The 18,522-nt window shown below is 68.2% G+C and carries 18 protein-coding genes; 7 read left to right on the top strand and 11 right to left on the bottom strand.

Translation table 11 applies throughout. From position 1 onward, the window contains the following. Positions 1 to 28: 28 nt before the first annotated feature. From R9Z33_RS22020 to R9Z33_RS22000, 5 genes are all read right to left on the bottom strand, one after another. Positions 29 to 997, bottom strand: a complete 969-nt coding sequence (locus R9Z33_RS22020; RefSeq protein ID WP_318648721.1) for a tripartite tricarboxylate transporter substrate binding protein — start codon at positions 995 to 997, stop codon at positions 29 to 31. Positions 998 to 1,030: 33 nt separating this feature from the next. After that, positions 1,031 to 2,008: a Bug family tripartite tricarboxylate transporter substrate binding protein gene (locus R9Z33_RS22015; protein ID WP_318648720.1), complete on the bottom strand. Its 978-nt coding sequence runs from the start codon at positions 2,006 to 2,008 to the stop codon at positions 1,031 to 1,033. Positions 2,009 to 2,149: 141 nt separating this feature from the next. Then, complete coding sequence (locus R9Z33_RS22010; RefSeq protein WP_318648719.1) at positions 2,150 to 2,509, bottom strand: hypothetical protein; 360 nt, start codon at positions 2,507 to 2,509, stop codon at positions 2,150 to 2,152. A 54-nt stretch (positions 2,510 to 2,563) separates the two neighbouring features. Continuing rightward, complete coding sequence (locus tag R9Z33_RS22005; protein ID WP_318648718.1) at positions 2,564 to 2,893, bottom strand: hypothetical protein; 330 nt, start codon at positions 2,891 to 2,893, stop codon at positions 2,564 to 2,566. A 58-nt stretch (positions 2,894 to 2,951) separates the two neighbouring features. After that, entirely contained in the window at positions 2,952 to 3,290 is a 339-nt protein-coding gene (locus R9Z33_RS22000) for a hypothetical protein (protein WP_318648717.1), read from the bottom strand. 174 nt (positions 3,291 to 3,464) lie between these two features. Between R9Z33_RS22000 and lpdA the strand changes: the two genes are divergently transcribed. After that, the gene (gene lpdA, locus R9Z33_RS21995) at positions 3,465 to 4,856 is read left to right on the top strand and encodes a dihydrolipoyl dehydrogenase (protein ID WP_318648716.1); all 1,392 of its coding nucleotides are present in this window, start codon (positions 3,465 to 3,467) and stop codon (positions 4,854 to 4,856) included. Between the two features lie 131 nt (positions 4,857 to 4,987). On the opposite strand, the gene R9Z33_RS21990 is transcribed toward lpdA, so the two are convergent. The 4 genes from R9Z33_RS21990 to R9Z33_RS21975 are packed head-to-tail and all read right to left on the bottom strand — an operon-like array spanning position 4,988 to position 8,594. Continuing rightward, positions 4,988 to 5,953, bottom strand: coding sequence for a Bug family tripartite tricarboxylate transporter substrate binding protein (locus R9Z33_RS21990; protein WP_318648715.1), 966 nt, complete (start codon positions 5,951 to 5,953; stop codon positions 4,988 to 4,990). Then, entirely contained in the window at positions 5,954 to 7,573 is a 1,620-nt protein-coding gene (mdlC, locus tag R9Z33_RS21985) for a benzoylformate decarboxylase (protein WP_318648714.1), read from the bottom strand. It abuts the gene before it with no gap. A 59-nt stretch (positions 7,574 to 7,632) separates the two neighbouring features. Then, complete coding sequence (locus R9Z33_RS21980) at positions 7,633 to 8,001, bottom strand: hypothetical protein (protein WP_318648713.1); 369 nt, start codon at positions 7,999 to 8,001, stop codon at positions 7,633 to 7,635. Positions 8,002 to 8,039: 38 nt separating this feature from the next. Beyond that, the gene (locus R9Z33_RS21975; protein WP_318648712.1) at positions 8,040 to 8,594 is read right to left on the bottom strand and encodes a gamma-glutamylcyclotransferase; all 555 of its coding nucleotides are present in this window, start codon (positions 8,592 to 8,594) and stop codon (positions 8,040 to 8,042) included. Positions 8,595 to 8,642: 48 nt separating this feature from the next. Between R9Z33_RS21975 and R9Z33_RS21970 the strand changes: the two genes are divergently transcribed. From R9Z33_RS21970 to R9Z33_RS21945, 6 genes are all read left to right on the top strand, one after another. After that, the gene (locus R9Z33_RS21970; RefSeq protein WP_318648711.1) at positions 8,643 to 9,581 is read left to right on the top strand and encodes a DUF2125 domain-containing protein; all 939 of its coding nucleotides are present in this window, start codon (positions 8,643 to 8,645) and stop codon (positions 9,579 to 9,581) included. A 114-nt stretch (positions 9,582 to 9,695) separates the two neighbouring features. Then, positions 9,696 to 10,697 carry an NAD-dependent epimerase/dehydratase family protein gene (locus tag R9Z33_RS21965; protein WP_318648710.1) on the top strand — a complete coding sequence of 334 codons (1,002 nt, stop codon included), beginning with the start codon at positions 9,696 to 9,698 and terminating at the stop codon, positions 10,695 to 10,697. Then, complete coding sequence (locus R9Z33_RS21960) at positions 10,694 to 11,647, top strand: tripartite tricarboxylate transporter substrate binding protein (RefSeq protein WP_318648709.1); 954 nt, start codon at positions 10,694 to 10,696, stop codon at positions 11,645 to 11,647. Before R9Z33_RS21965 ends, R9Z33_RS21960 begins: the two co-directional genes overlap by 4 nt. Continuing rightward, positions 11,644 to 12,480: an SDR family NAD(P)-dependent oxidoreductase gene (locus tag R9Z33_RS21955; RefSeq protein WP_318648708.1), complete on the top strand. Its 837-nt coding sequence runs from the start codon at positions 11,644 to 11,646 to the stop codon at positions 12,478 to 12,480. Before R9Z33_RS21960 ends, R9Z33_RS21955 begins: the two co-directional genes overlap by 4 nt. 226 nt (positions 12,481 to 12,706) lie before the next feature. Then, complete coding sequence (locus R9Z33_RS21950) at positions 12,707 to 13,726, top strand: hypothetical protein (protein ID WP_318648707.1); 1,020 nt, start codon at positions 12,707 to 12,709, stop codon at positions 13,724 to 13,726. Positions 13,727 to 13,757: 31 nt separating this feature from the next. Further along, entirely contained in the window at positions 13,758 to 14,564 is an 807-nt protein-coding gene (locus R9Z33_RS21945; protein ID WP_318648706.1) for a polysaccharide pyruvyl transferase family protein, read from the top strand. Positions 14,565 to 14,590: 26 nt separating this feature from the next. Here the strand turns inward: R9Z33_RS21945 and R9Z33_RS21940 are convergent, their stop codons facing one another. Further along, positions 14,591 to 15,904, bottom strand: a complete 1,314-nt coding sequence (locus tag R9Z33_RS21940; RefSeq protein WP_318648705.1) for a BNR-4 repeat-containing protein — start codon at positions 15,902 to 15,904, stop codon at positions 14,591 to 14,593. Between the two features lie 4 nt (positions 15,905 to 15,908). Next, entirely contained in the window at positions 15,909 to 18,191 is a 2,283-nt protein-coding gene (locus tag R9Z33_RS21935) for a polysaccharide pyruvyl transferase family protein (protein WP_318648704.1), read from the bottom strand. Positions 18,192 to 18,522: the final 331 nt, after the last annotated feature.

The raw sequence follows: 18,522 nt of genomic DNA, 5'->3' as shown, positions 1-18,522 counted from the left end.
GGGGCGCAGTCTCGCCCCGATGGCCGCCTCAGTCGATGCTCAGGTTCAGCCGGCGCACCGTATCCCGCTCATAGGCCACGCGCTCCCGCGCGAATTCCAGATAGGCCTGCGGGCCCAGATACTCGTTGGGGTTTTCCCAGCGCCGCATGATCGCCTGGCTGGCGTCATCCTCGAAGGCCTTCTTCAGGCTGCGGTGGACGATGTCCACGATCTCCGGATCAAGGCCCTTCGGGCCGACGATTCCATAGGGCGAAGTCACGCTGGTCCCGAGGCCCAGTTCGCGCAGCGTGGGCGCATTGGGGGCGGAGCCGAGGCGCGTCGGCGTCCAGACGCTCAGCAGCTTGAACTCGCCGCTTTCCACCTGCGGCCGCCAGGATTGGGCGTCGGCCACGATGTCGATCTGCCGGCCGAGCAGCATGGTCACCCCCTCCTGCGCGCCGCGCGTGGGGATGTGCTCCATCCGCACGCCGCGCTGGGCCAGGATGTCCTCCATCGCCAGGTGGTTGGTCGTCGCGATGCCGGAGGTGGAATAGGTCAGCTGGCCCGGGCGGCGGCGCGCCTCGGCGATCATGTCGTCAAACGTGTTCCAGCCGCGGTCGGCGCGGACCGCCGTGCCGAAGACGAAGCCGGTGACCTGCATGATGTAGCTGAAATCCGTGATGGGATCCCAGGTCGGCTGCCGCGTCAGGAAGGGGTGGCGCAGGATGGAGAGGTGGTGATGCGCCAGGGTGTAGCCATCCGGCCGCGCCTGCTGCGTCAGGAAGAAGGCCGCGCGGGTGCCGCGCGCGCCGGGCATGTTCTCGATGACGATGCTCTGCCCCGTGTCGCGCTGGAAGATCTCGAACATCTGCCGGTGCAGCGCGTCCAGGCTGCCGCCGGGCGGCCAGGGGATGAGGAAGCGGATGGTGCGGTTCGGGTAGCGCCCCTGGGCCAGCGCGGGGGCGGCCAAGGGCGATGCGGCGAGCGCGCCGAGCAGCGCACGGCGTTGGATCGTCATTCTTTTCGTTTCCTCCCTGAACGCGGACCGGCGCTATTCCATGCGGATGCCGAGCCTTGTGACCATCTCGCGCTCATAGGCGGCGCGTTGGACGACGAATTCCTGGTAGTCGGCCGTGTTGTAGTAGACGAGCGGCATGTCGAACTGGTTGCGCACGCGCGTGTTCTCCGGGCCCATCAGCGCCGTGTGGAAGGCGTCATGCAGCAGGCGGACGATGCCGGGGTCCATGCGCGGCGGGGCGCACAGGCCGTAGTTCGACGTGACGACCAGGTCATAGCCCAGCTCGCGCAGGGTGGGCGCATTGGGGAAGCGCGACACGCGATCCGCCGTCCAGACACTGAGCAGGCGCATCTGCCCCGCCTCGACCGGCCCGGCCCAGACGCTGCTGTCCGCGATCATGTCGATCTGCCCGCCCAGCACCTGGGGCACCGCCTCGGAGGCGCCGCGGAAGGTGACATGCGTCATTTCGATCCGCTCGCGCGCCATGATGTCTTCCATCGTCAGATGGTTCGTCGTGGCGATGCCGGAGGTCGCGAAGCTCACCCGGCCCGGATTGGCGCGGGCGTAGGTGATCATGTCCTGCCAGGTCTGGAAGCGGCTGTTGGCTGCGACGGCGACGCCGAAGAGCCAGCCGCTCAGCCCGATGAAGTTCGTGAAGTCGGTCGTCGCGTCCCATTGCGGGTTGCGCACCAGAAAGGGCCGGCGGATCACCGAGAGGTGCATCTGGCCGATGGTGTAGCCATCGGGCCGCGCCTCGCGCGCCAGGTGCACGGCGTGCAGCGTGCCGCCGGCGCCGCCGCGATTTTCGGCGACGACGGGCTGGCCCAGCAGGCGGCCGGCCTGCTCGCCCAGGCTGCGGAGCTGCGCATCGGCGCTGCCGCCCGGCGCCCAGGGGATGATCAGGCGGATCGGGCGTTCGGGGTAACGGCCCTGGCCGCTGGCCACATGGGGCGCGGCGAGCACGGCGCCGCCCACGGCGAGGGCATGCCGGCGTGAAAGGGTGTGGGCCATGACGTTCTCCCAAATGCCTCGGCGCATCTTACGGCGCCGTCATCCGGGATTGGGGCATGGAACCGGGGCGCTTGCCAAGTCCCTTCGTCGCGCGGCGAGGCGCCCATCCGGGGAGGCTTCCGCCCCCGCGGCGATCCGGCCCTAGGGCGCGAAGCAGCGCAGCGTCGTCGCGTTCTGGAGCGCCCTGGCGTCCAGGTTCCGGTCACTGGTGCCCAGCGCATGCTCGATCTGGCCGCCCGGGGGCAGGTAGCCGTTCAGCGCTTCGGCCGGGCGGGTGCTGCCGGGCAGGGTGAAGCTGTAGCTGTAGCGGAGGCCCGTCCGTCCGCGATCGGCGAGTTCCATCCGGTAGATGTAGCTGCCATCGCCCAGCGCGAGGCTGGCGAAGCGTGGTGGCGCCAGGCCCAGCGACGCGCAGTCGCGCTCGATGCCCGGAAGCTGCGCCTGCGCGGCGGGGGCGGTGGTCAGCAGCAGGGGCAGGGCGAGGAGGAAGATGCGGATCATGCGGACCTCATGACGGGGGCGTGCAGCATGCAACGCACTGCTACGCCGGGTCCATCAGGGCTGGCGGGGGATTGGCTGGCAGCGCAGCCGCGTCGCCGCCTCGATCGCCTCGGCCGCGAGCCGCGCCTCACCGGCGCCGAGGCGGATGCGCTGCATGCGTCCCGCCTCGATCCGCAGGGCCGGGAGGCTGCCCTCGCCCCAGCGCGGCTCGACCTGGACGGCGCGCATGCCGGGGTTGGACAGCGTCGCCCAATAGGCGAAGCCGGCCCCCTCCGCCTGGCTGCCGGCGCCCAGGATGATCACCTGGCCCGCGCAATCCTGGGCGGCGGCGGGCAGCGTGCCCAGCAGCAATGCCGCCATGCCCATCCATCCCGCTCCGCGCATGCCGCATCCTTCCCTTTGCCCGGCGAGCAGTGCCACGCCGGCGGCCGGATGGCGAGGCTCAGCCCGGCGCGGCGCAGATCAGCGTGGTGTTGGCCTGGAGCGCGGCGGTGGAGAGCGGGCGGTCCGTCCGGGCCAGCCAGTGTCGGTTCCAGCCGCCCGGCTCCATGCGGAAGGCGCCACGGTTCATCGCGCCCAGGCCATTGTACTGCACCGTCACCTGGACCGGGCGCCCCGAGATGTTCCGCAAATCCACCGAACTGGCCCAGTAGCCGCGCTCCGACTGGCTCTGCCAGCCCACCGCCTCCAGCACGCCGCTGCAATTGGGCGGGATCGCCTGGGCCTTTGCTCCGGCCAGGGGCAGGGCCAGCAGGCCGGCCGCGATGATGATCCTGCGCATCGTCCACTCCCTTCCGGATGGCATGAGCTTGCCCCGGCCCCGCGCCCGGTGCCAATCGGCCCCGCGCCAATCGGCCCCGCGGCAATCGGCACTGCGCATGGCGCCGATCGCCCGCACCTTGCGCCGCGCCCCCGCCCGCGCCAGTTTGCGGCCAAATACGGTTGAGGATCACCCATGTCTGACAGCTTCGACGTCATCGTCATCGGCGCCGGCCCCGGCGGCTATGTCTGCGCCATCCGCGCGGCCCAGCTCGGCCTCAAGGTCGCCTGCGTGGAGAAGCGCGCGACGCTGGGCGGCACCTGCCTCAATGTCGGCTGCATCCCCTCCAAGGCGCTGCTGCAATCTTCCGAGCATTTCGAGGAGACGAAGCACAAGCTGGCGGATCATGGCATCAACGTGACCGGCGTCTCCTTCGACCTCGCGCGCATGCAGGCCCGCAAGGCCGAGGTGGTGGGCGCCAACACCAAGGGCGTGGAATTCCTGTTCAAGAAGAACAAGGTGACCTGGCTGAAGGGCGCCGGGCGCATCGTGAACCCGACCACGGTCGAGGTCGCGGGCCAGAGCTACAGCACGAAGAACATCGTCATCGCGACGGGCAGCGAGAGCATCCCGCTCAAGGGCATCGAGGTGGATGAGACGCGCATCGTCACCTCCACCGGCGCGCTGGAGCTGACGCAGGTGCCCGAGCACCTGGTGGTGATCGGCGGCGGGGTCATCGGGCTTGAGCTCGGCAGCGTCTGGGGCCGCCTGGGCGCCAAGGTGACGGTCGTCGAATATCTCGACCGGATCACGCCGGGGATGGACAACGAGCTCTCCAAGGCCTTCGAGCGCGTGCTGACCAAGCAGGGCTTCAAGTTCAAGCTCAAGAGCAAGGTGACCGCCGCCGTGGCGGATGCGACGGGCGTGGACGTCACCATCGAGCCGGCCGCGGGCGGCGAGGCGGAGAAGATCCGCGCCGATGTCGTCCTGCTGGCCATCGGCCGCCGGCCGCATGTGGAGGGCCTGGGCCTCGCCGAGGTCGGCGTCGCACTCGATGAGCGCGGCCGCGTGAAGACCGACGCGCATTACGCGACCAACGTGCCCGGCATCTACGCCATCGGGGATGCCATCGCCGGCGCGATGCTGGCGCACAAGGCCGAGGATGAGGGCGTGGCGCTGGCCGAGCTGCTGGCCGGGCAGAAGCCGCACATCAACTACAACGCCATCCCGAGCGTGGTTTACACGTGGCCCGAGCTCGCTTCCGTCGGTGAGACGGAGGAGCAGCTGAAGGCGCGCGGGCAGGCCTACAAGGTCGGCAAGTTCCCCTTCACCGCCAATGGCCGCGCGCGCGCGATGGGGGACATGGACGGCTTCGTGAAGATCCTGGCCGATGCCAAGACCGACGCGGTGCTGGGCGCGCACATCATGGGCCCGGATGCCGGCACGCTGATCGCCGAGATCGCCATGGCGATCGAGTTCGGCGCGAGCGCGGAGGATGTGGCCCGCACCTGCCACGCCCACCCGACGCTGAGCGAGGCGGTCAAGGAAGCCGCGCTGGCCGTGGACGGACGGGCTTTGCATATCTGAATGCCCTCAGATGCCGGGCGCGCGCGTCCGCGCGCTTGGCTTCGGATCGCTGAAGCGATCCGCCGGCCGCAGTTGCGGCCGGATTCTGCGTGGGCGGGCGCAGGCTTGCCGGTTCGGCGCTGACTGCCGGCTTACTCCGCCCGTATGTTCGCGCTTCGGATGACGGCCTCCAGCGCCGTGGTCTGGGCTGCGATGAAGCTCGCGAAGGCCTCGGGCGTGCCACCGCCCAGCACCGCGCCCTGTTCGGCCAGGCGGCCGCCGATCTCGGGCTCGCGCAGCGCGGCATCCACCGCCGCCGCCATGCGGGCCACGATCTCGGGCGCTGTGCGGGCGGGGGCGGCCAGTCCGAACCAGGTGCCGAAGACAAAACCGGGCAGCCCGGCCTCGGCCGTGGTCGGCACGTCGGGCAGTTGCGGCAGGCGCTGCGGCGTGGCGACCGCCAGCGCGCGGACCGTTCCCTCGCGGATCTGCGGCAGGATGTTGGGCAGGTTGTCCACCATCAGGTCGATCTGGCCGGAGACGAGGTCCGTCACCGCCGGCGCCGCGCCGCGATAGGGGATGTGCAGGATCTGCGCGCCGCCCTGCTGCTTCAGCAATTCCAGCGCGATGTGCAGCGAGGAGCCATTGCCGGCCGAGCCCGCGCGGACCGCATCCGGCCGCGCCCGCGCCGCCTCCAGCATCTGCGCCAGATTCTGCCAGGGCCGGTTGCGCGCGACGACGATCACCTTGGGCGTGTTCACCAGCAGCACCGTGGGCGCGAAGGCGCTGCGCGTCTCATAGGGCATGGCGGCGAAGAGGAACTGGTTGGCCGCCAGCGGCCCGATCGAACCGAGCAGCCATGTGTAGCCATCCGGTGCCGCCTTCGCGACGAGGTCCGCGCCGATATTGCCGCCCGCGCCCGGCCGGTTCTCCACCACCACCGGCTGGCCCAGGGCGGTTTGCAGCCGCGCCGCCAGCGGCCGAGCCAGCAGGTCCGCGAGGCCACCGGGCGGGAAGGGCACGATGATGCGCATCGCCCGGCTGGGCCAGGCGCCCTGGGCCGATGCCGCCACCGGCAGCAGCGCGGGAAAGGCGAGGAGCGAGCGGCGATCCATCATCTACTTGGCCTTGTGGTAGAGGTGGGGGATGGCGTGATCCACGACGACGTCGAGCAGCATCGGTCCCTCGGCCGCGAAGGCGGCGTTGAGGCCCGCATGCAGCGCCTCGGCCGTCTCGACGCGCTGGGCCGGGCAGCCCTGGCCTGCGGCGAGGCTCACGAAATCGAGGCCCGGCAGCTCGATCCCCGGCGCGCCCTCCACCCCCAGCACGCGGGAGAAGCTGCGCATCGCGCCATAGCCCGCATTGTTCACGACGATGATGGTCAGCGGCAGCCGTGCCTGCACCGCGTTCCAGATCGCCTGGATGGAATACATCATCGAGCCGTCACCGATGACCGCGACCACGCGCGTGCCCGGGTTCGCCATGGCGACGCCGACCGCGGCGGGGAGCGAATACCCCAGGCCGCCCGAGGCCATGGTGTAGAAGCCGCCCCAGCGCGTGACGGGCAGGTGCCTCTGCAGCGCGGGCCGGTGCGAGGGCGCTTCCTCCACCAGGATCGCCTCCTGCGGCATGGCGGCGCGCAGCGCGGCGAAGAGGTATTCCGCCGGCAGGGGCAGGGCGGCCGCAGGTGGGGGCGCCGGTACGCGCGGGGCGGGCGCCGCGCGCCGCGTCTCCGGCAGGCGCTCCCGCAGCGCTGGCAGCGCGAGGCGCATGCTGCCCAGGATGGCGGTGCCGGAGGCGGCGGCCGCCGCCGCCTCGCCATCCGAGGTGAGCTGGAAGATCGGCGTGCCATCATGGAACACCGCGCATTCGCCCGCGACATGGAAGGTGAAGGCGGGCGCGCCGATCACGAGGATGAGATCATGCCCGGCGAGCCCCGCTGCCACCGCATTGGGCGCGGCGGCCAGGAAGCCCTGGAAGAGCGGATGATCCTCCAGGCAGGCGACGCGGCTGGCGAAGGGGCTCGTCAGGATCGGCGCGCGCGCGTGCTCGGCCAGCGCCAGCAGGGCGGGGCCGGCGCCTTCCTGGTCCACCTCGGGCCCGACGACGAAGACCGGCCGCTCGGCCTTTGCCAGCGCCGCCGCCAGGCGGTCGAGCAAGGCGGGGTCCGGTGCCACATCCACGCTGACCAAGCGCGCCGGTACGGGGCGCGTCAGCACGCCCCAGTCATCCATCGGGATGCTCACCAGCGTTGGCCCCCAGGGGCGCTGCATGGCGATGCGGTGGGCATGGGCGATGGCGGCCGGCACATCCTCGGCCCGCGCCGGTTCGATGCTCCATTTCACATAAGGGCGCGGGAAGTTCGCCGCCTCGGTCGCTCCCAGGAAGGGGTTGCCGGGCAGGAGCGAGCGCGCCTGCTGGCCGACCGTGATGACCAGCGGCGCCTGGTTGCGGAAGGCGGTGAAGATGTTGCCCGCCGCATGCCCCACGCCCACCGCCGAATGCAGGTTGCAGAAGGCGGCACGGCCGGTGGCGCGCGCATAGCCATCCGCCATGCCGACCACCACGGATTCCTGCAGCCCCAGCACATAGGTGAAGTCGTCCGGCCAGCGGTCGAGGAAGGGCAACTCGGTCGAGCCCGGATTGCCGAAGACCGTGGTCATGCCGAGTTCGCGCATCAGCGCGAAAGTCGCCTCGCGCACGGTAACGACGCCGGTCTCCATCGGGCCATGCGGCATTCTGCTTCCCCCTGGGCTTTGCGCCAGGGTTACGGCCTCCTGGGCCTCAGCCGCAAGCGCTACGTCTCCGCCCGGCGCGCGACGCGCCGCAGCACCGCGCAAAGCCGGGAGAAGCTGAGCCAGAAGCCGCCATGGCCCGGTGCATCCTCGGGCCGGCCATTCACTTGCGGCTCGCCCCGGCGAAGCAGGGCGAGGCGGGCCTCCATCCGGCCGCGCATGTTTTCCAGGAAGGCATCGGTGGCCGACAGATACTGCTCCAGCAATTCGGCGGTGACCTCGATCTCGGCGCTGGGCTTGCCGGCCGCGGTGAAGCGCTTCAGGCCACGCCCCTCGGCGAGGATGGCCAGGTGCAGCCGGTGAAGATCAGCGAGGTGCCGCGCGCAGCGCATCCGGGCCTCGCGGATCTCATCCTGCATGTCGGCCGCCATGGTGGATCCTCCTGTCGGTGGAGGATCAGGCGGAAAGGTTAATCAGACCTTGCCATCACCAGGCGCACCAGCCGCTCCAGCCGCGGATCGGCGAGGCCCATGGCGGAGAGCTGCCGGGCCGTGTTTTCCAGATATTCCCGGTTCGTGCCGGTCTTGCCCGCGCCGCGCGCGATGGTGGCCGCCGTGCTCTGCTCGCAGGGGCGGCAATAGGCCGGGTGGGCGCGGTCCGCGACATAGGCGATGCCCTGCACCGCGCGGCCGGAGGCGAGGCGCAGCTTCAGCAGGCGGCGGTGATAGACGTTCTCGCCATTCGGATTTTCGCGCGATTCCAGGTAGTCCAGCACGGCGGGCGCCTCGGCGCGGGCCACGCGGAAGGCGACCCCGCGGCAGGCGCCGCCGCGATCCAGCCCGAGCACCAGGCCGGGCATCTCGGGCGTGCCGCGATAATGCCGGGACCAGAGGCAGAAGCGCCGGTGATAGCCGCGCAGCAGCGCCGGCTCATGCCCCAGATGCGGGAAGCCCGGCCGCCAGATGAGCGAGCCATAGGCGAAGACGTAAAGATGCCCGTCGGCATCCAGGGGAAGATCCTGCACTCCGCTTGAACCTTTGCGAAACCGGTCGGGATGTTTAACCCTGCCGGCATGGCAAGAAAATGGTGGGCGTTCCTCCTCCTCGCCCTGATCCTGGCCGGTGGCGGCCTCTATTGGACCTGGCAGGAGGCGACCAGCCGCCTGGAGGTGGAGCTGGCCCGCTGGACCGAGGCGCGCCGCGCCGAGGGCTGGCAGGTGCGCCATGCCCCCCCCGAACGCGCGGGCTTTCCGGTCGGCGCCGTGCTGAACCTCTCCGAGCTCTCGGTGCGCGCGCCCAATGGCGTGGGCTGGCAATCGGCGGGTGCCACGCTCGGCCTGTTTCCGCAGGACCATCGGCAATTGCGGCTGGAGCTGACCGGCGCGCAGCAGCTCATCCTGCCGCGTGGCGCGATGCCGGTGCAGAGCCGCTCGCTCGTCGCGCGGCTGCGCCTGGATGGGCAGGGCGGCACGCTGGAAGGCGATGGGCTGCGCCTGGGCGATGAGCTCGCGGTGCAGAGCCTGGCGCTCAATCTGTTCGGGACGGATTTCGACATTCGCGCGGCCGGGCTGGCGCCGGCCGGCCTGCCCCGGCTCGACAGCTTCCAGGTAACCGGCAAGCTCAACCAGCCGCCCGGTCTCAGCGCCGCCGCGTGGCGCGCGGCGGGCGGCGCGCTCAGCATCGGCCATGCCGAGGCACGGATGGGCGAGGCGGTGATGCAGCTCCGCGCCACCCTCACGCTCGATGCGCAGCTTCAGCCCGAGGGGCGGGGCACCCTGACGCTGGTGGGCGTGCAGGAAGGGCTGAACGCCGTGGTGCAGGCCGGGCTGGTCGCGCCCAACATGGTGGGCGCGCTGCGCGCGGGCCTGCTGCTCAGCGCCCGCGTGCCGGCGGAGGGCGGGCCGCCGCGGGTCGAATTGCCGCTCGAGCTGCGGAACCGGCGCCTGACCATGGCGCGCATTCCGCTCGCCACCCTGCCGCCCGTCGAATGGCCAGGCGCCCCGCGCCGCTGACGGCCCTGCAACGGTGACGGCCCTGCACCCGTGACGGCTCTGTGCCCCGGACGGGTTGTCCTGGGCCGGGGGCCGCCGCATGCTGCCCGCCAAGAAAACTTCTGGAGGAACAGCATGGCGTCCGTCCCCATTGCCGGATCGCGTTTTGTCATCATCGGCGGCGGCAGCCTGGTCGGTTCCGCAACGGCGGGGGAACTGCTCGATGCGGGCGCCGCCGAGGTTCGCCTCTTCGACAATTTCTCGATGGGCGCGGAAAGCGCCGTGGCCCATCTGAAGGACCATCCGCGCCTCAAGATCATCCGTGGCGACGTGATGCGCATGAGCGACCTGCTGGCCGCGCTGGAGGGCGCGGATGGCGCGTTGCTGCTGGCGGCCTACATGACCCTGAACATGGACCGCGACCCCTGGGGCGGCCTCGATGTGAACATCCGCGGCGTGCAGAACGCGCTGGAGGCCAGCGTCGCGCGCGGCGTGAGGAAGGTGGTCTTCGCCTCCTCCAACGCGGTCTATGGCTATGGTCCGGGCATCAAGGGCGACCTGGTGGAGGGCACGCCCTTCTACAGCGAGGGCGCGCCGCCGGCCGCCATCATCTATGGCGCGACCAAGATCATCGGCGAGCAGCTCTGCCGCACCTACACGGCCAAGCGCGGCCTGCCGCATGTCGTGCTGCGCTATTCCACCGTCTATGGTGAGCGGCAGCACCACCGTGCGGCCAATGCGCTCTACATCATCGAGACGCTGGAGAAGCTCTCGCGCGGTGAACCGCCCGAGATCTTCGGCGATGGCAGCGAGACCAAGCATTTCGTCTATGTCGGGGACCTCGCGCGCGCCAACCGCATGGCCTTCGAGAGCGCGGCGAGCAATGTCGCGGTGAACTGCTCCGGCCCCGCGCCGGTGACGACGCGGCAGCTGGTCGAGCTGGTCACGGAACTCGCCGGCGGCGGGCCAGCGCCGAGCTTCGTGGGCGAGACCGCGGGCAAGGTGCGACTGACCTCAGGCGGTGCCTTCCGCATCGCGCATGAGAAGGCCTTTTCCGCGATCGGCTGGAGGCCGGAGGTGGATATGCGCGAAGGCCTCTCGCGCCTCATCAAGTGGCTCAAGGAAGGAAACGCATGATGCATCGTCGCACGCTGCTTGGCGCCACCCCGGCGCTGCTCGCCACCCCGGCTTTGGCGCAATCCTGGCGGCCGGACCGGCCGATCGAGATCATCGTGGGCTTCGTCGCCGGTGGCGCCACCGACGTGGATGCCCGGCTCTACGCCCGCTTCCTGGAGCCGCGCATCGGCGGCAATGTCGTCGTCGTGAACCGCCCTGGCGCGGGGGGCGAGGTGGCGCTGGCCGCCATCGCGCGCGGGCGCACCGACGGCACGGTGATCGGCACCACCAACATGCCGGGGCTGCTCACCATCCCCATCGAGCGGACGGCGCAGTTCAAGCTCGATGACTTCGCGCCCATCGGCAACCTGGTGGGCGACCCCTCGGCCATCTCGGTCGCCGCCGACAGCCCCTATCGCACGCTGGAGGACCTCTTCGCCGCGGCGCGGCGCGATCCGGGCGGCATCACCTTCGGCTCGCCCGGCATCGGCACGGATGACCATCTGCTGATGGTGCTGATCCAGCAGGCGACGGGGTTGCGCTTCAACCATGTGGCCTTCCAGGGCGATCCGCAGATCCGTACCGCCATCCTCGGCAAGCAGATCGTCTCCACCGGGCTGAACCTCGGCTATGTCCTGACGAACAACGAGGGCATGCGCCTGCTGGCGGTGGCCGCCAATGCGCGCAGCCGCTTCGCGCCCGACCTGCCGACCATTAAGGAGAAGGGCATCGACGTGACCATGGCCTCCGAGCGCGGCCTGGTCATGCCGGTCGGCACGCCCGCGCACATCGTCTCGCGCTTCCGCGAGGCGACGGACGACATCGCGAAGGACCCTGAATTCATCCGCGCGATCGAGGCGCGCTCGCTGCTGGTGCGCCATGAATCGGGTGAGGCCTGGTTCGCCCGCTTGCGCGAGGATGAGCGGCGCTATCGCGCGCTGTGGCAGACCACGCCCTGGGCGCAGCGATGAGTGTCGCTTCCGTGCAGGGCCTGCCGCCGCGGGGCGCGCCGCGCCTTGCTGGCAAGCGCGTGCTGCTGCTGGGCGCCGGTTCGGTCGGCGAGGGGATCGGCAATGGCCGCGCCATGGCGATCCTCTTCGCGCGGGAGGGCGCGCAGGTGGCCTGCGTGGACCTCAACCTCGCGGCCGCCGAGGAGACGACGGCGCTGATCGCGGCCGAGGGCGGCCAGGCCGTGGCGCTGAGCGCCGACGTGACGCAGGAGAACGAGATCGCCCGCATCGTGGCCGCGACCCTGGCCGCCTTCGGGCGCATCGACATCCTGGTGAACAATGTGGGCGGCAGCGTGCCCGGCGGCCCCGAGGAGATGTCGCCCGAGGTCTGGCACAAGCAATTCCACCACAACCTGCACTACGTGCATCTCAGCACGCGCGCGGTGCTCCCGGTCATGGTGCAGCAGGGTGGCGGCGCGATCGTGAATCTCTCCTCCGTCGCGGCGCTGCGGAACATCGGGCCGGACCTGATGGCCTATGCGGCGTCCAAATCGGGCGTCATGGCGCTCTCGCGGATGATCGCGGTGCGCTATGCGCCCCAGGGCATCCGCTGCAACGTGGTGATCCCGGGGCTGATGCACACGCCGCTGGTGGAGGCGCGCCTCGCCGGCCAGCGAAGCGGGGGCGATGTCTCGGCCATCGTCGCGCGGCGCAACGCACAGCCGCCGATGGGCCGCATGGGCGATGCCTGGGACGTGGCCTATGCCGCGCTCTACCTCGCCTCCGACGAGGCGAAATACGTGACGGGGGCGGAGATTGTGGTGGATGGCGGGCTGACGCTGAAGACGCCGTGACGTGAGTGCCGCCCTCGGATGGCGCGGCGGCGGCGCCGCCATCCGCGCGTCCAGCTTCCATCTGGGGTAAGGCGAGCCTGAGCGGGCAATTTTATTTGCCAACAAAAAAGATTTCTGCTAACTAATAATTCTATGTTTTCATACAAGTGGTCGGAAAACTGTGTCCTTTGCTTGATGCGGATGGCAAAGATCTAGCTTTCGGCGCGGTTGGCGGGATATAGCAACCATGTTGCAGGATGGTCAGGGCGGATCCTCGAATAAAGTGCTCGATTACGTTGCGAGTATCCCGGATACGCTAGAGTACAAGGGTGAGTTTGGGGCCGAGCTCATCCTGTTCCTGCCCTTCGTCAATTGGCTGTCGCGGACTGGATTGCTCGGCAGCCGGCGTATCATCACGTATCGGGGGATGAAATGCTTTTATGACGACCTGAAAGCGCTGGAGGTCGTCGAGCAGAGTGGCGTCCGTGTCGCGCGCCAGCCGAAGAACCGGTTGCCCTGTCTTCCCGCCAAGGATGAACATACGCTTGGGCGGTTCGGCCCCTGCGCCTTCCATATCTACCCGGACCTCCGCAGGAAATTCGCGGCGCTGCCGCTTCAGTCCAGGGTTGCGGCAAGTGACCGCCCGTTGCTTGTCATTCACAACAAGTTCAACAGCGAATGGAACTCCGGCCCGATCAACTTCATCGACCCGGCCACGCTGGAGACGATCTTCAGCACTCTGAAGCACCAGTTCCAGATCATCTACATTCGGCATGGGGCTGGCCAGCGCAACGTCGCCTACAGCCAGGATGTGGATGGCCAGATGGATCTCGGTGATCTCGAGGTTCTTGAACGGCACCACGAGGTTCTTTCATTCGACGCGCTGTTCGCCGAGCACGTGGCCGGTGGCGGCCAGGATGACATCAACACCTTCAAGAACAAGATATACAGCAGGTGCTTCTATTTTCTCAGCGTGCAGGGCGGCGGGTGTCACCACATCGCCTATTTTCGCGGCTCATTGATGGTGATACTTCACAAGCGCGGGCACGAATCAAAATACGCCTATAGCGAGGGATATTATAATTTCCTGGCGAACCCGGCCCCCATCCGGGCCATCTGCGCGGATAGCGACGAGTTGATGCGCGCTGCCGCGCTTTTTACTGAATCATGCGTGATCGGAGATCGTGTGCATCTCTCGGACAAGGCAAGGCAGATCATTCGGCCGTTCCTGCCGAAAGTGAACATGACGGGCAAGAAAATCGTCTGATATCCGTATCTTCTGGGCGGTGGAGGCATCATTGGCAACGCGGGTAAAATTCTGGCTGCAGGACCAGGCGATCGGGAACTTCGGGGATGCGCTCGCCCTGGTCTACCGGGACCTCATGTTCACCAATGAGTGCCGGTTTTCGCATGGAACCCTGTACCTGGTGGGCAGCGTGATCGAGCCGGGACGCATCAAGGCGGCCCAGCGAAACGGCTTCAAGCCGGAGGACGGGCGCGGCCAGGCCATCTTCTGGGGATGCGGCCTGCAGAACGCCAAGCCGCTCTCGGCAGAATTGCTGACCAGCTGCTTCTTCCTTGGCGTGCGCGGCGCCCATTCGCGTGATGTGCTCGGCCTGCCGAAATACACCCCGCTGGGTGACACGGCCCTTCTGCTTCCGCGCTTCTACCAGCCGAAGCATGATCCGGCCGTCGCCGGCAAGGTGTTGTGGGTCCACCACCTGCGTCACACCGCGCCGACCGCCGAGGACCTGGAATCCTGTCCCGACTCCGTCGTCATGTCCCCCGCCACCGAGAACACCACCGAAGCCTGCCTCCGCTTCATTGACGCGATCGCTTCGGCCAAGTTCGTCATGGCCAATGCGATGCACGCCGCCATCGTCGCCCTGGCCTATGGCGTGCCCTTCGCGTTCTGGAGCGGCACGGGCGTGAACTACCCGTTCAAGTGGGGCGACTTCACCAGCGGCGTCGGGTTCGAGCTGGGCTTTGCCCGGAGCTACGCCGAGGGCGTCGCTCTCTATGACCAGACGCGGCCGGATCGCGCCTGGCAAAGCATGAACCTCGACCCGCTCCTGAAGATGGCGCCGTTCAACCTGAAGGTCTGACGGCGCCGCGCTGCTCCGTCCGGCGGTCAGTCAAGCCGCCATTCCACCAGAAAGGCGGGGGCCGCGGCGCGCTCCGCCATCGTCTGGTTGTCGCGCGTTTGGCCGCAGGCCTGCACATAGGCGCAGATGCGGCCGGTGGCCTCCGCCAGGCCGATGTCGAGCACCGGTTCGTAGAAGCCCAGGTCATCCGGCCAGAGGAGATGATCCTCGGCCGTCTCCGCCAGGAACAGCGGCGGCAGCAGGCGCTTGGCGACCAGCGCATTCCCTGCTTCGGCCGTGCGGAAGACGACGAGGACCGATCCGTCCGGCAGGGCCGCGCAGGCGGGGCGGCTATGCGGCAGGTAGAGCGTTCCTCCGCCCACCAGCCGGCGGCTGGAGGTGAAGCGCGTGATGGGATGGGAATGCCACCTCCCACCCTGGTCCGGCCAGAAGATGTGCACCTGGGACCGCCCGCCCGGTTCCGCATGGGATGCGACGCCGAACGGCCGGCCATCGGGAAGGCGCGTTGCGCCAGCCTGGTTGGAGAGGTCAGCATCCCAGGGGATGGCCACCACGCGCTCCGTCACGAAGGGTGTCACGGGCATCTGCAACTGCAGGCCGCGATGAGTGAAGGCCTGCCGGTCGAGCAGATCCACCTCGCAGAAATCCATCCCGATGTTGCGGACATGGCTGCCCGTATGGGGCAGTTTTCCGCTGCGCCAGACGTGGAACAGCCCGAACCGGCCGGCATGCTCGCGCAGCGGGGTGTTGATGTAGGGGCCGGAATGCATGGTGGCTGTGCCGGCGCCGCTCAGGATCGGAACGGATTCATCCGACCATGCCTGCCGGGCCTCATCCCACCCGCGGCAGCACCAGACCGAGCGCCCGGGATGGCCGCGCCGGTAGAGAAGGAAAAGCGCTCCGCCTGCCGCGGTCAGGAAGGAGGGGTAACTGGTCCGCTCCTCGCCCAGCAGCGCGGGGTCTTCGACGAGCCGGAAACTCGCCAGGTCCCCCGCTTCTGATCTCCCATAGAAGGGCGGACTGACATGGGCGCCGCCGGCGACGTGGATGCGGTTCCGGGTGTCGATCACCAGGCTCGGGCTGTAATGGGCGTCCTGCGTCCTTTGCGGCACCTCGACGCGAACCGTCTCCATGCCACCACCGCCGAGGTCGCGCTGGCCAACGATGAGGTGGCCCGTCCCATCCAGGAAGCAGAGCGCCTGGCGCCCGTTCCGGCTGAACACCCCGTGCTGCCGGTAGGTGGTGCAATTCAGGGAATTGCCGCTCCAGGCCGGGCCAAGCTCGAAGACCGCGACCTGACGGAGCTTCGCGGCGGAGGCGCAGGTCCCGCTGCCGCCCATCGGCTCAGGGCTGGGTGAGATGCGTCAACGGCTCGGTGGCTGCCCGCCATGCCGCATAGACCTCTTCCTCGCTTTTTCCGGCGAGGATTTCGCCCAGCATGGTGTTCATCAGGCTGAGGATCGGGTCACGGATGGTTCCGAGGTTCTCGATGTTCAGCCCGGCCAGGCCCGCGAACCGGATGTCCTTCGGGTTGCGCGGCTTGAAATCCACCGGGACGCCCATGGCCAGGCTCGGCAGGTAGCAATGCAGGCGCGAGGTGATGACCCGCTCCAGGCCGCAATAGGTCTCCAGCTTGGCGACGGCCGTTTCGAGGTTCGTCACGAGGCTGGCCTCGCGGGAGTCCGGGTGGCCGTGATGGAACTTGAGCCCGAGTTCGGGGGCGATCTCGCCCGGCTCCGGATTGGCCTCGACGAGGGCCACCTGGCGGGTGGCGGGTGCCCCCGGCTCCTTGCGCAGGATGGTCCCCATGGTCGTCGTGATGCAGCCGGTGAAGAAGGCCGGGACGTTCTTCTGGCGCAGCAGGTTCACCGTGGACCAGTCGCGGCAGCCAATCGGCCCGTATTGCCGCAATTGCCGGATGGCGGCCGGCGTCAGGATCCGCGGCTCGTTGACGTGGAAGGAAATGAAAATCGGCCGCAGCGCCGTGTTCAACGGCAGGTCGAACCGGGCGTGGAACAGGTGGTGCATGTACCAGCCATAGACGAATACCCAGGTGCCTTGCGGGTAAGCCTCATAGGTGGACGCATCGCGGTTGACGCGGACGAGGCGCACGGTGGTCTCGTGCCTCGGGTCGCGCAGGCGGTCGGGCACGCGGTCCTGCAAGCCCGTGACGAAGCCGCCGATCCCGTCGTCCGACTGGTATTTGACCTTCGAGAACCGCGCCAGATTGCCGAGATAGGCGAGGGTCTGGATCGGATCGCCGATATTGGTCGAGGATCGGTTCATGTCGAGCGACTTGTAGTCGATGACGCCGAGCCGGACGGCATGATCCCCGTCCACGACGCTCCTGTCGCGCTCGCGGAGGAAGCGCCGGATCCAGGCGGCCTCGGTGGCGACGGCCGGCGGCTGCTGGCCGAGATCGATCGCGGAGAGCAGCTGCTCCGCCTCCTCGAAGCGGTGGTTGAGGGCGAGCGTCCGGACCACCGGCCAGGCCTGGGCCGGCTGGGCGGCGAGGCCCAGGGCGCTCACCTGCCCATAGGCCGACAAACCGGCATCAACCGAGCAGCGGAAGGCGGCCGTGACATAGAGGTTGGGTCGCAGCATGCGGCTGCGGTCATCCGGCGCCGTGCTGAGCAGGCGGTAGGCTTCGGCGTGGTTCTTGCGGCGAAGGGCGATGCTGGCCGCGGCCACACGGCCAAGCCAGGCCTCCGTGTCCGAGGCCATCAGTTCGTTCGCGATCACGGTCGCCTCCGCCGCCCGGCCCTCGGCCAGCATCTTTTGGACGGTCTCGAGGATCGCGCCATCCGAGGGCTGAAGGATGGGGGGCGCGGCTGCGCCTGCGGCAGGCAGGAGGGGCATGGTCTGGGCCGGTTCGCTCAATCCGAATTCCGCCTTGAGTTCATCCGACAGGGGCAGGAACTTGCCCGTCTGCGGCAATTGGTTGGAGGAATGGTTTTCACCTGTCTCGACCGTGTACACGGCCGCTGGAAACGGGATCGCCTGCCAGGACGACGCAAACTTGGCAAAGTACTCGCTCGCCTGCACATGCGAACCATAGATTTTCTTGAAGTATTCGGCCCCGGTGCGGCTGATGACCTGTGCATGATCATCGGGCGGGCAGTCTGGAATCTTCAGGTCTTTGACGTTGTAGATCAATGATGTGCCGCATCGGCGGTGGAAGCCGCCCAGGAGGGCGAGTTTCCTCGCGCGCGGCGAGTACATGTATCCCTTCTCGATATACCAACCGCTTCCCTGGCCGTGCTCGTTCAGGAAGGCCGCGAGACCGCGGCTGACGAAATCATCGGCATCGAAGGCAACGATATGGGAGGGATTGTACTCCAGTGCGTAGCGGACGGCGATGGCAATTTTCTGCCCCTTGTCGTGGCGGAAGACCTCGCGCGAGGCCTCCAGATCCGCTTCGACCGTCGGGGGCGGGAGGTCCACTTCCACGAACTGGACCTTGGCCGGCAAAGTAAAACTTGGGCGAACATGCCCCACCACGACCACGTGGAAGTCCTGACTGGTCTGGGCGACGACAGACTTGAGTGTGGATTCCAATAAATCTTCGACTTTGGCGTAGTTATTGGCACTCTCGGGATGTCGCAGGCATGTCACGAATACGATCACGTTAACATCTCCACGCATCGGCCAATTACGAAGCAATACAATCATATCCGCTTGAGGGAGCTAGTGTAAAGCACACCTTGCCGGGGGCGTACCGATCATCTGCCGATTCGCGAGCCAGCCGGCAGGTCGCGGCATGCCGCCTGCTGCATCGTGGCAACCCCCGCCCGACTCATCGCCGTGCGTCGAGGAACAATGTGCCCCGGTTGTATTCGAGTGGAATTTCCGCTCTGCAATGTTGAGGCGGGTAGATTGCAGAAGCAGATAATAATGAGTAGTATTGGCCGAGCAGAAAAATACAAAATTATATTATATTTCCTGAGCATTTAAATCG

Source organism: Sediminicoccus rosea, assembly GCF_033547095.1.
In the GTDB taxonomy this organism is placed as follows: Bacteria; Pseudomonadota; Alphaproteobacteria; order Acetobacterales; family Acetobacteraceae; genus Roseococcus; species Roseococcus rosea.
This window is presented reverse-complemented; position numbering and strand designations above follow the sequence as displayed.